Origin of the sequence: Treponema sp. OMZ 788, from assembly GCF_024181245.1 — a bacterium.
Classification (GTDB): Bacteria; Spirochaetota; Spirochaetia; order Treponematales; family Treponemataceae; genus Treponema_B.
In genome coordinates this window covers 2,654,737-2,667,787 of the sequence record NZ_CP051199.1, presented here as the reverse complement: position 1 = coordinate 2,667,787, position 13,051 = coordinate 2,654,737, and the positions used below count along the sequence as shown (strand labels likewise).

Here is a 13,051-nt window from a genome sequence, read left to right as displayed (position 1 = left end):
TTTCCATAGTTAAGATTTTGTTATTTAAAAACTTATTTAGTATCAGCCTTCCAAATGCCCAGCCACTTGCCTTCAGGTTTTTGTGAGATAAGGAGTTTACATTTTTCTGCATAGTGTTTTGAAGGAGGATCGGCTTCTTCATTTTGAGCAAAAATATTTAAGGCTTCTTTAAAGTTTCCGGCATAGAATTCTTTTAATCCTTTGTCAAAAGAATCAAGCAAGACTTTTTTTTCGTTATAAGTTTTTTTGTCCATGATTTCATAAACGACTACGGGTTCGGATTTTCCCACAACTGCCGCACGGGCAAGCTCTCTAAATTTTAGAATTGTGCCGCTTTCTTCAGCTTGTTTTTTTGCCGCCTCAGCACACATTGTGTAAGTACCGAATTGTTTGTTTAAGCCTTCCAAGCGGGCGGCCAAGTTTACCGAATCGCCCAACATTGTATAATCGAAGCGGCTTACCGAGCCCATATTGCCGACGATGGCAAAACCGGTATTAAGCCCTATGCGCATTTTAAAGGGCCTTCCTTCAGCCCTCTTTTCAAACTCGGCACGCCTTTCTTCAAGTTTTTTTTGACAAGCCCAAGCCGCTTCTAAGGCAGAACGGGCATGATGCTCCACCCTTGCAGGAGCATTCCAAAAAGCTATAATAGCATCGCCTTCATACTTGTCGATTGTTCCGCCCGAGTCCAAAATAATTTTACTCATATCCGAAAGATAATCATTCAAAAGTTCGGTAAGGGCTTCGGGACTTAAGCTTTCCGAGATTGAAGTAAACCCTTGCAAGTCCGAAAAAAAGATGGATATTTCTTTTCGCTCACCGCCTAATTTTAGTTGAGACGGATCGGCAATCAGCTGCTCTATAACGGCAGGACTTAGATATTGCTTAAAAGCATTTTTTAAGTAACGCCTTTGTTTTCCCTCAACCAGATAACTTACAGCCAAGGATGCAACAAAAGACAAAACCATTCCTGCAAGTACAGAGGCTGTAGGAACGGAGATTCCGAAGCGGAATAAAAAATACGCAATAAAAATGTAGAGAATAGCAAAGCACAAAAAACTTGCAGTATTCACTATTAACGAAACGGCCCTTGATTTTATCTTTTCAGAAAAAATTTCAGGCAAGCCTGAAAGAATAATACAAATTAAAATAATTAAGGCATTAATCAAAAAGCCGGTTTTTACAATTCTATTACCAGAAAGAATATTATCTAAAAGAGTTATGTGAATGCCAACCCCGGGATAAGACGCAGAAACCGGAGTCTGACAAATATCGAAAAGACCGGGAGCATAGAGCCCAAAAAAAACATACATGTCTTCAAAATCCTCAGGATGGAGCCCGCTTTCCCTGCCTGCCCTTATATCGGCTTGAGCCTTTAAAATATCGCCTGCACTGTAGGGCAAATAATCATCAATACTTTTTGTAAAGCGGAGATTGAGCTCTGCAGGAAGCCCCTCATCTTCATTTCCTCCTAAAAAATAAGAGGCTATTCCCAAGGTAGGAATCTTATAATCTTTCCATGGATAAAATAGGCGGGCACTTCTTATCGTTCCATCAGGATCGGGAAGACTATTTACATTTCCTATAAGCTTGGCGGATGAGGCAATTTCATCGATGGGAACAATACGCTGCCCTCTATCAAAAAAAAACGGTTTGAATAACTATGCCGCTTTCTCTTGAAGATTCTGCAAATTTTTTATCATCGGCTTCCCCATAGGAAGAAGGCTCAGTAAAGAGCATATCGAAAGCTACAGACTTTGCTCCTCCTGCAGAAAAAAAATCCGTTATCTCGGCATAGGCTTCACGGGGCCAAGGCCACTTCCAGCCTCGTTCGGATGCGGCATAGTTTAAGCTTTTTTGATCTACCAAAACCAAAACAATTTCATCTGAGGGAGAAAAATAAGAAGCAGTCTTCTTCATTCTGTCATCATAAAAAAAATATTCCGCCTGTCGAAAAATTCCTAAATAAGTAAAAAGCAACAAGATAAAAAAAATCGGAACAGAAATAAAAAACAGCCTTCGTATTTTCTTCATAAACTTTTTCCTTATTTCAGTTTATTCTTTTGATAGCGGTTAAACCTCGCAGAACGGTTATAGTCGCCTGCGAGTTTTTTTGCTTCCTTTTCTACATATTTTATACGCGAATCGGCTGAGGGGTGAGTTTTACCGAAACCCCGATGATCGTTTTTTTGTTTCTCACCCATAATTTTAAGCATTTCGGTCATAGCATTGGGATCATATCCCGACTTTGCCATTAGCTTGACGGCAAAACTGTCTGCAGCGTATTCTTGAGTTTTAGAATAACCGGAATTTACCAATGTTGTTACTATTTCTTTTGATGCATCTTCTAAAAATTTAAGATCAGCTTTTTTTTCGGCTCCTAAAGCCATTGTTGCCGAACTTTCGACAGCTGCAGCAGTCATTCTGTTTGCTTTAATGGCTCCTATACCGTGCTTTAACTGAATGTGTCCAAGCTCATGTGCTATAACACCGGCAAGGGCATCCTCGGAATCAGTACACGATAACAGTCCCTTTGTAACAAGCACATGCCCTCCGGGTGTTGCAAAAGCATTTATTTCATCCGTATCCAATATTGCAACATGATAGCCGTTGTAAGATTCAGGCACATCAGAATTTAGTACCAAGGTCATACAAATCAGATTAAGATAGTTTTCCAGCTGCTTGTTTCGGTAAAGTTTATAGTTGCTTAAAATAACGGCAGCTACTTCCCTGCCTATATAATACTCTTCCTCATTTTGAATAGGTTTTGAGGCTTCAACAAGAGGAGCGGCAGCATCAATAACATTTTTTGTAAAAGCAAGAGGATCATCTAAACTTTCCAATAGGGCACAAGATAGAACAATTACAGGTATCAAAATTATAATCAAACATAAGCCTAATTTCTTTTTCATTATTCACCATCCTTCAATAAGCCTTCTTTGATAAAAAACTGTAAATCCTTTGGGTTTACAGTTATACTTTCAACACTGTCAACCGCCGGATAATTTTTTTTACCTGAGACAGAAAATTCCGAACCGGAGCCCTCCGTCAGACCCTTTCCTGCAAGAGCCAATTCCTTTGCTTCAGCCGAAGTTCTTTTATCAAAAGAGCCGACTATTTTTTTCTTTGTAAGATTTGCCTTGGGCAGCCAGCCTACAAGATTCGGATTTAAAACCGGAGAAACCCTCATCCATTTTCCTTTTTCTTCTAAAAGATATACCTGTTCCCCGTACTGCACCCTTACAACATTTTTAGCAAAAAAACCTGTATCTGATTTTATCCAAGTTTCTTTTACATTCACATATAATTTTTTAGAGGATTTTTCGGCCGTAAGTACTCCTAAAACAACAAAAAACATAAACAAACATAACAGCTTAGATTTTTTCATAAGTACCTCCTTACTTAAAAATAATATCACAAAAAAAACCGCTTGTCCAGTTTTTAATTTTTGCCTGTTGCAAGATTTTTTGAATTTTGATATAATTACCCGTTAAGGTTATCACTGATTTGAAGACTTGTCTAACATCTTAAATCATTATTTTTTTATAGATTATAAACCTTAAGGAGTATGATTATGCACAAAATACTTGAAAAACGGCAATATTCGCCTGAGGTTTTTTATTTGCGCGTTGAAGCACCGGAAATCGCAAAAAACAGACATCCGGGACAATTTGTAATCGTTCAAATAGATACCAATTTTGGAGAAAGGGTTCCCCTCACAATTGCCGATGCAAATGCCGAGGAAGGCTGGATTGCCCTCGTTATACAGTCTGTAGGAGCAACAACCATCAAACTTTGCGAGAAAAATGTAGGTGATTCTATTGCTGCAATTTTGGGCCCTCTTGGACGGCCCTCGCACATAACAAAGTGCGGAACGGTAGCCTGCGTTTGCGGCGGTATAGGTGTTGCACCTATGTATCCTATCGCAAAAGCTTTTAAAGAAGCAGGAAACAAGCTAATAGTTATCATCGGAGCAAGAAACAAAGACCTAATTGTTTTTGAAGATGAGATGAAAGCTATTGCTGACGAACTCATCATTACAACCGATGACGGTTCCTATGGAAGAAAGGCTTTGGTAACAGCTCCCTTAAAAGAACTCTGTGAAAGTCAAACTCCTCCCGATGAGGTTTTTGCAATCGGACCGCCCATAATGATGAAATTCTGTGCCGAAACCACACGTCCCTACGGAATAAAAACAACGGTTTCGCTTAACACAATCATGATTGACGGAACAGGAATGTGCGGAGGCTGCCGCGTAACTGTAGACAATCAAATCAAGTTCGTATGTGTTGACGGTCCCGAATTCGATGCCCACAAGGTCGACTTCGATAATATGATGATGAGAATGAAGGCCTTCCGAGGACGAGAAGAGAAGGATAAACATAAGTGCCGATCCGGTATCTTTAATTAAGGAGTGGGAAATCTATGGAAAATACAAATTTAGCAGGTCATAAACATATAACCCATGAAGAGCTTTCAGAACAAGCAAAAAAAATGTGGGCAGACTTAAAGGATAAGACCTTAAGTCCAAAAGAAAGAACGCAAATCCCTATTCAGGAAATGCCCGCCCTCGACCCTCATGAGAGATCCTCATTAATGAATGAGGTTGCCATGGGCTACACCGATGAGCAGGCTAGAATTGAAGCAGAGCGGTGTTTAAACTGTAAAAACCGCCCCTGCGTAAAAGGCTGCCCCGTAGGTGTTCCTATTCCGGAATTTATTGCAGAAATTCAAAAAGGCGATTATAAAAAGGCTGTTGATATTATAAAAACAACAAACCTCCTTCCTGCAATCTGCGGACGAGTTTGTCCCCAAGAAAAAGCAGTGCCAAGCCTTTTGTACAATAGGCAAGATGCTCAAGTCCCCCGAACAGGCTGTAGCCATAGGCAGACTTGAACGCTTTGTTGCCGACTGGGAAAGAAACAATAATAAGATTACCGTACCCGAAGTTGCCCCCGAAACGGGAAAAAAGGTTGCCATTATCGGTTCAGGCCCCGCAGGTCTTACCGTAGCAGCCGATGTCCGCCGTGAAGGACACTCCGTAACCGTCTTTGAAGCCTTCCACAAAACAGGCGGCGTTATGGTTTACGGTATTCCCGAATTCCGCTTGCCGAAAGAAATCGTTGCAAAGGAAGTTGAAAACCTCGAAAAGATGGGTGTTGAATTCAAAACCAACTTCTTGGTAGGAAGAACCGAAACCCTTGAGCAGCTTTTAAAAGAAGACGGATATGATGCCGCCTTTATCGGAACAGGTGCAGGCTTACCTAAGTTTATGGGAATTGAAGGCGAAAACCTAATCGGTGTTTTTAGTGCAAACGAATATTTGACGCGTGCAAACCTTATGAAGGCCTATGATGCAACTCATTCCGATACTCCTCTTTATCAGGCTGAGACCTTAGCCGTAATCGGCGGCGGAAATGTTGCTATGGATGCTGCAAGAATGGGATACCGCTTAGGCTGCAAAAAGGTTTACTGTATTTACCGCCGAACCCGTGCCGAAATGCCTGCCCGACTAGAAGAAGTTGCCCACGCAGAGGAAGAAGGCGTAGAGTTCTGCTTCCTTCAAAACCCCACAAGAATAGTCGGCGATGAAGAAGGAAAGGTTTGTGCAATCGAGGTCTTAGACTATGAGTTGGGCGAACCCGATGAATCCGGCAGAAGAAAGCCTGTGGCAAAGCCCGGCACCGAACACCAGATCAAGGTTGATGCCGTAATCGTCGCCCTCGGAAACGACTCAAACCCGCTCATGGCTCAAACAAGTCATGGTTTGGAAGTTACCAAAAAAGGCAATATCGTTGTAGATGAAAACCAAAAAACCTCGATTGAAGGCGTTTGGGCAGGAGGCGACATTGTTCTCGGTGCCGCTACCGTAATTCTTGCAATGGGCGAAGGCCGAAAAGCCGCTGCTGCAATAAACGAGTATTTAAAGACAAAATAAGTCTTTTACTTTAACCCAATAAAAAAGCCGTCCTAAGTTAAACATTCTTAGGGCGGCTTTTTTGTTATTCTAAGCTTTCCGTTTTCCATTCGCCGATAGTCCTTTCTTCTTCATCAAAGCTGGAACCTATCAGGATTATCTTTTTGCCCTCTGCCTTAAATTGACCGGCATAGCCCTTTTCTTTTATTTGTGCGATTGCATCTTCGGCGGTGCCTACACTCATCAGCTTAAACTCAAAAATGTAGATTGAATCTTTAGTATGCACTATACAATCAGCCCTGCCCCTTGCACAGTGTATCTCGGTTTGAACAAATTGACCCATCAGCTTAAAGATTAAGTAGACAGCCGTCTGGTAGTTTTGCTCTCTTAACTTAAGCCTATCCTTCGGAAGATTATCGTAAGGTACTCCCGCTATTATTGCCTGCATCCTTTCCATAAACCCGTCTATATTCCCTGCCCGAATATCCTTTGTAAATTCCCACACGGATGAAGCCGTTTCATAAGGCCGGAGAGAAGAATAGGCAGGCACAAGGTTTTCTAAAAAGCCGTAACGCACCTCATCATTAGGGAAGCCCAAGCGGTAGATATTTGCTTCTTCTAAATATTCCTTTATCGTTAAATATCCCGATTGAAAAAGTATCGGTAAAGGGTCTTTCGCATCGGCACGATATAGATCGATTCCCGCTTCGTTTATTTCGACTCCTCCGTCCAACTCGGGCACATTGTAATAAGCGTCTTTTAAATAGTTTACCAAAAAGGTCGGAGTTCCGGTCGCAAACCAGTAGTTTTTTAATTCGCCTGAGTTAAGCGTATTTAATATGCTGAAAGGGTTATAAACCGATTCACCGGATACACTGAACTTATAGCCGTCATAACGCTTTTTTAATTCTTCAAGCATTTTGTCATAAGAGTTTTTACTGTTATTTGCTAATCTCTCTATTTCGGGCTTAAATGTGTTTTCTATTTCGTTTTGAGTCAGTCCGCATATTTCGGCATAGTTATTCAGCATACTTATATCTTGTAAGTTATTTAAATCACTAAAAATACTTACCTTACTAAACTTTGTTACGCCTGTTAAAAAAGCAAAACGGATGTATTGGTCACAGGTTTTTATTACCGAATAAAAAGCCTTGAGGGTGTTTCGGTATTCTTCGTTTAATGCCTCGTTTACACCCATAGTCTGTAAAAGAGGCTTATCGTATTCATCCACAAGGATTACAACTTGACGGCCGGTTTTTTCGTACAAGGCTGAAATTATAGATTTAAATCTATCCTCAATACTTCCAGATGTTTTTGTAAGTGAATAAATTTTTTCCCAGTCATCTAAGTGCAAATTTATAATAGTTAAAAGAGCTTCTTGATCCTTATAATATTTGGTATTAAAATCCAAGTAGAATACAGGATATTCTACCCAAGCGGCAGATTTTTCGATTTCGGCCCGTTTTTCTTCTGCCTTTTCGATGTATAAGCCGGTAAATAATTCTTTTTGGCCTAAAAAGTAGGCTTTGAGAGTCGACAAAAAAAGGCTTTTGCCGAAACGCCGAGGGCGGCTTAAAAAATAGACTCGGTTGGAGTGAGCGAGTTTAAACAAAAAAGGCGTTTTATCGACATAGAGAAATTTATCGTTACGCATTACCTCAAAGCTCTGTACACCGATCGGTATTTTTCGTGAAAAATCAAAGTCCATTTTAAGCCCTACCTTAATAGGATTATAGCACAAAACCGAGGGAATGTGCAATATTTAAGAGGTAGGACACAAAAAAAACCCGCCTTACGGCGGGTTCTAAAATTATACTAAGTATAGATTAGTAATTAACTTTAACACCAAGTACGAAAGTTCCGTTGTGTGCATCAACAGCAGGAGCTGAAAGCATTCCTTCACCTTCATATTGGTTCCAAGCAAGCTTACCATGCATCCAAGAAGCTTCAACTTCAACCTTTTCTACAGGAGAGAATACTGCACCAACCTTGTAGGCAACGCCGAAGAACTTATCTGTGTTTGTTGTATCTTTATGAGTCTTATTGCTTTCTGCCCAGAAGTTAGCATAGGGCTTTACCCACATTGCGTCTGTGATATTATACTTGTAGTTTACCCAAGCACTTAGACCCATAGGTAGAGTAGACTTATTATCTTTCTTAACTTCACTTAAGATATGGTTAAGTCTGAAATCAACACCGAAAGCCAAACCGTTAACTAAATTTGTATCGCCTGAAGCAGCGGATTTGAAAGCAAGCATCATTGCCATATCACCGATAGCTTTTCCATCCTTGTCTTTTCCGGCATAGGCTGACAAGTCGTTACCAAAGTATGCACCAAAAGCTACCCACTTGTAAGCAGCATCAAAGCGAAGATCAAAAGCAACCTTTGAATCTTTTCCTACATTCATTAAGGTATCCATAGCTAATTTTACATCAAGACCCTCAACAGCCTTTGAACCAAGTTTAAAGCCCATGCCAAGGTATGCCTTATCCACATTGGACACAGATTTGTCACCTTCTTTATAAGGAGCAACACCGGCTTTGCCGAATTTCTCTACAGGATCAAAGGTAAGATTCATACCGAAATCGAATGTAACCCATTTGTCATAACCTAAGCTTAAATCAAAACCGAAAGCATATTTATTAGCTACAGGATCTTTCTTATCTTTTTTGCCATCATAAGAAACTGCTTCTTCAAAGAAAATCAGCTTAGATTCAGCCTCAGTAATTTTATGACCAACAGCCCATGTTGGATAATGGTTAGCAAGAGTATCAGCAGCTCCATCAAATACTAACACAACATTACCATCAGCCCCTGTTTCTATTGACTTATAAACTCTCTTAGCAAGATCTTCAGCCTTGATCTCATAATCTTTTGCAAAAGTTACTTTCTTATAGATCTTTTTACCGGGTACAGCTTCTTCACCCTTTGTATTCCATGCACCATTCGAACCTAATTTTAAACCAGCATCCAATGAAAGACCTGTTCCAGCCAAATTATCACTCTTATATCCAAGTTTTGTACCAAAACCAGTGATATCACCAGATGTCTCAGGACCCCAAGCTGTACCATCATCTCTGATAGGTGACCAAATTTGTGCAAAGTTTGTAGAAAAGTCAGGTCTACCAAAAACATTAATATATCCGCCAAAGAAATGTACAGAAGCAGACATACCGCTTAATGTTTTTCTCCATAGATCAATCTGAGCATCTGAATCCCATGCAAGGAAGGGAGAAGCACTATTTGACAATCTTTTCTTGAATCTATAGGCCAAGTTCAAACCAAGATCAAAGTTCATATGAACACTACCTTCATTCTTGGAATTTAAAGTACCCATATATAGAGGCACTACGACTTTTGCATCAAAGACATTTTCAAAACCATGTTGAGCTTTTGCGTCCTTTCCTGCACCAAGATCAATACCCCAGTTTACTGCTGCACTGGCTTCTACTGATGGTGTAAGCTGGGCAAATGCAACTCCGCCCACAAGAGCCATAATCATCAAAATTGACAGAATTTTTTTCATAAAAAATTCCTCCTTGTTATTTGTTTGTGCTGATTATAACATAGTCATTTATAGCTGTCAAGCAAAAAGCAAAAAAAGTTACACAAAAGACGCGGAATTCTTGTTTTTTTTTGCGAATTTTTGCATATTTTTTTAGTTTTAAGGCTTATTTTAGCAACATTTTGTTTTTATAAATTTTCGATCGCTTCTCCGCATAAAAAGAGCTTTTCTTGCCCTTTCCATTATTCTATTGACAAAAAACATTTAGTATGTAAACTATTATCTATGATAAAGGCATTAAATGACATTCTCAACCGGATAAAAAAGATTTATGTTCATCCTAAAACGGTAAAAATCGCTTCTCTTATAATTCTTACAGAGCTTATGATTTTACCTTTTAGTATGACGAAGATGGACTTATTTAATACATCCCAAAAGGCCGTAAGCCTTTATCCTATGACCGTATTATTTTCAGGCTTTGCACAAAGGGGTTTTAACTTTTTTTATGCAAGCAGCCTTCTGTTGTTTTTACTGCCTATTTCATTCATCATCATATCCGTATCTCTTTTTCAAAAAAAAATCTCGTCAAAGGTTGTATATTTTTCGGCCTTAATTCCTATAAGCCTTTATCTTGCTGCTTCCGTTTCAGGGATGAATTTATTTGCAAATACGGCAAGATGGTTCTACACTCTTAACGGGTTTACATATTTTGCATTTTTTACAGCCCTTGTTTTTCATGCTTTTTTGATTGCTCACGGAATAATTTCGATAAAAAGGCAAAACGGTTCATACATGGAATATAAACGCCTTTTAAAAGAAGAGGAAGAAAAAGAAGAAGCTTTAAGGAAAAGAGCCGCAGACAGGATAAAAAAACAAAAAGAAAAGTCCTTAAAAAACACTCCTGAATCCATACGGGAAGAAAATTTTTCGGTAGAAAAATTATTAAAAAACTCGATAAACAGCTTTAAAAACAGGAAAAAACGCTCTCACATAAAAATAAAAATTACAATAGTTATTCTTTTTACTATATTAGTGATTCTTTCAACATTTATTTACACCGATTTAAGAAACTATAATATAATGCTCACTCAAAATGTCAACACTACAGGAAAAAATCAGGCTGAGCAGGTTGCGGCCATATACAGTTTTTCGGACGGCCTTCATGCTAAAATCAGTGCCTTTTTGGAAGGCATAAAAAAGACAAACCTTTCTTCACCCTTTCCTTTCCAAAGGGTCGATATTATAACCACAAGCAATAAGACTCCCGTTTTTCTTGAAGAGATAGACAGTTCTACCGTGCTGCCGTCCTTCGATGTTTTTTCATACACTACTGAAGCGGGAAATGTGCGTTCGATACCCGATGAAGAAAAACACATCACACCTGAAGATGCAGCCCATTATATCACGCATTTTAAAAATGAAAATACGGTGAGCACTCCGATTTATAAGGCAGAAAAAGGAACCTGCATTTATATCTATCCTATAACATTTACACGCAAGGAAGGTCAAAGGCTTTTAGGGTTTTCCGTTGTTACATATCTTAAAGAAATTTTAGACCGCCCATACTTTCAAGCAAAGGTTTTTGTGTTTTCAATTTCGGCCGTGTTTTTTTATGCTTCAATAATAATCGTTCTTTTTTTGGCCGACTTTATCGCAAATCCGGTTATATTCTTATGCGGCAATATTCGAAAAACTGCAAATATTTTAAGCGGAATGATTTCGAGCAGTGCCGCCGTCGAAGCTGAGCGTCTTATTTTTGAAGAAAATATTAAAACCCATGACGAAATAAAAACCCTTTCAATCGAGCTGAAAAACATTATCTCGCTTATACGCGGTATTTTACCATATGTTTCTTTTCATACAATTCAAAATGCCGAAAAAAATCTTTCGAGTAAAAGTACCACAAGGGAGCTCTGTTTTTTGTTTACGGATATACGCGGCTTTACAACCATGTGCGAAAATATGCAGCCGCGGGAAGTCATCAATATTTTAAACCGCTATCTCGATATTGAAACAAAGATAATCTTTGAAAATGGCGGAGATGTCGATAAATATGTAGGCGATGAAATCATGGCCTTTTTCTCGGGGCCTAAAAAAGAAATAAACGCCTGTAAGGCTGCTATGGAAATTCGCAAGGCAATGAGGCGGGAACAAAAGGCTGCCGCAAAAGAAGGCTCTGCAACAATTTCTATAGGCATAGGAATAAATTCGGGCCCCGTAGTATTCGGTCCGGTCGGATCTAAAACAAGAAAAGATTTTACATCGATAGGCGACACGGTAAACCTTGCAGCCCGTCTTGAAGGAGCAAACAAAGAGTACGGCTCAAAGTCAATTATTTCAGAAGCCGTATACGAAAACCTTGATGACAGCTTTATATGCCGAGAACTTGATCTTGTTACAGTAAAAGGAAAAACCGAGCCTGTAAGAATTTTTGAAATTTTACAGCCGACAGAAAAGCAGCCTATCGAGGCCGTCAACGAAATAAAAAAACTATTTGAAACAGGCCTCTTCCATTACCGAAAAAGAAAATGGAAGCAAGCCGAAAAAGCTTTTTCAGAATGTGTAGAAAAACACAATGATGCCCCCTCAAAGGTATTCTTAAAAAGGATTGCTCATTATCAAGAGTTTCCGCCTAAGAACGGATGGAAGGGTGTTTTTATAATGAATGTAAAATAAAACGGCTGTTAAGCCGAAAGGAGTTTTTATGGAATTTAAACAACTTGAAGTATTTAGTAAACTTGTAGAAAATTTAAGCTTTTCCACTACTGCAGCGGAATTGAATATATCGCAGCCTACTGTCAGCCTTACATTAAAGCAGCTTGAAGAGGAGCTTGATACGCCTCTATTTTTGCGTTCTACACGCGAGCTAAAACTTACCGAGGCGGGAAGCAAGCTCTACGGCGAAGCAAAAAATATTTTAGCTGAAAGAGATAAGATAATAGAAAAATTTATACATCCCGAAAGAAAGGTTATAACTATAGGAGCTTCCACAATTCCTGCCGGTTATCTTCTTCCTGCGATAGTGAGGGAGTTCAAAAAAAAGCATCCCGACATTTATATCAAGGTCGAGGAAAAAAACAGCCTCGAAACAATAAAAAAGGTTTCGCTGAATACTGTCGATATAGGCATTGTCGGAATGAAGGTAGAAGATGAAAATTGCGAATTTCTTCCTATATATAAAGACGAATTTGTTTTTATAAGCGCAAACAATGCTTATTATCAAAAGCTTAAAAAATCGAATCCCGATTTAAAACGAATTGCTGAAGAACCCTTTATTATCAGGGAAGCCGGCTCGGCCGTCAAACAAAATATGGAACTGATTTTAAAATCGCAAAAGATAGATTTAAATTCCATAAACATAAGCGCCTCGATAAACGACACAGAGGTCATAAAGCAATTAACGGCAGAGGGTCTTGGCACTTCTTTTATATCTAAAATAGCTGTTGCCGATATGGTAAAAAATAAAAAGCTCATAGCCTTTGAACTGGGAGATGTTCCCCACCAATACCGGAACATTTATCTGGTATGGAACAAAAAAATAAACTATGCAAGCCATATCAAAGACTTTTTAAACTGCACGGAATGCTTTAAGGTAAAAAAAGAGCTTAAAAATTTTGAAGATGATTAA

7 protein-coding genes and 2 pseudogenes are annotated in these 13,051 nt (G+C 39.1%); 4 read left to right on the top strand and 5 right to left on the bottom strand.

The window, feature by feature from the left end; translation table 11 throughout:
* Positions 1–32: 32 nt before the first annotated feature.
* The 3 genes and pseudogenes from E4O00_RS13220 to E4O00_RS13205 form a co-directional block, all read right to left on the bottom strand.
* Positions 33–2,034: pseudogene (locus E4O00_RS13220) on the bottom strand (CHASE2 domain-containing protein).
* 11 nt (positions 2,035–2,045) lie between these two features.
* Positions 2,046–2,912 carry a M48 family metalloprotease gene (locus E4O00_RS13210; RefSeq protein WP_253677813.1) on the bottom strand — a complete coding sequence of 289 codons (867 nt, stop codon included), beginning with the start codon at positions 2,910–2,912 and terminating at the stop codon, positions 2,046–2,048.
* Positions 2,912–3,388 (bottom strand): hypothetical protein, encoded by a 477-nt coding sequence (locus tag E4O00_RS13205; RefSeq protein WP_253677812.1) that lies wholly within the window; start codon positions 3,386–3,388, stop codon positions 2,912–2,914. Before E4O00_RS13205 ends, E4O00_RS13210 begins: the two co-directional genes overlap by 1 nt.
* A 186-nt stretch (positions 3,389–3,574) precedes the next feature.
* Between E4O00_RS13205 and E4O00_RS13200 the strand changes: the two genes are divergently transcribed.
* Both E4O00_RS13200 and gltA read left to right on the top strand, forming a co-directional pair.
* A complete protein-coding gene (locus E4O00_RS13200) occupies positions 3,575–4,411 on the top strand; it encodes a sulfide/dihydroorotate dehydrogenase-like FAD/NAD-binding protein (RefSeq protein ID WP_253677811.1) in 837 nt (278 codons plus the stop codon).
* A gap of 14 nt (positions 4,412–4,425) precedes the next feature.
* Positions 4,426–5,938, top strand: a pseudogene (gltA, locus tag E4O00_RS13195) (NADPH-dependent glutamate synthase).
* A 64-nt stretch (positions 5,939–6,002) separates the two neighbouring features.
* Here the strand turns inward: gltA and E4O00_RS13190 are convergent.
* Both E4O00_RS13190 and E4O00_RS13185 read right to left on the bottom strand, forming a co-directional pair.
* Complete coding sequence (locus E4O00_RS13190; RefSeq protein WP_253677810.1) at positions 6,003–7,625, bottom strand: ATP-binding protein; 1,623 nt, start codon at positions 7,623–7,625, stop codon at positions 6,003–6,005.
* A gap of 118 nt (positions 7,626–7,743) precedes the next feature.
* The gene (locus tag E4O00_RS13185) at positions 7,744–9,444 is read right to left on the bottom strand and encodes a major outer sheath protein Msp (protein ID WP_253677809.1); all 1,701 of its coding nucleotides are present in this window, start codon (positions 9,442–9,444) and stop codon (positions 7,744–7,746) included.
* Between the two features lie 264 nt (positions 9,445–9,708).
* Between E4O00_RS13185 and E4O00_RS13180 the strand changes: the two genes are divergently transcribed.
* A complete protein-coding gene (locus E4O00_RS13180; protein WP_253677808.1) occupies positions 9,709–12,099 on the top strand; it encodes an adenylate/guanylate cyclase domain-containing protein in 2,391 nt (796 codons plus the stop codon).
* A 28-nt stretch (positions 12,100–12,127) separates the two neighbouring features.
* Positions 12,128–13,051, top strand: coding sequence for a selenium metabolism-associated LysR family transcriptional regulator (locus E4O00_RS13175; RefSeq protein WP_253677807.1), 924 nt, complete (start codon positions 12,128–12,130; stop codon positions 13,049–13,051).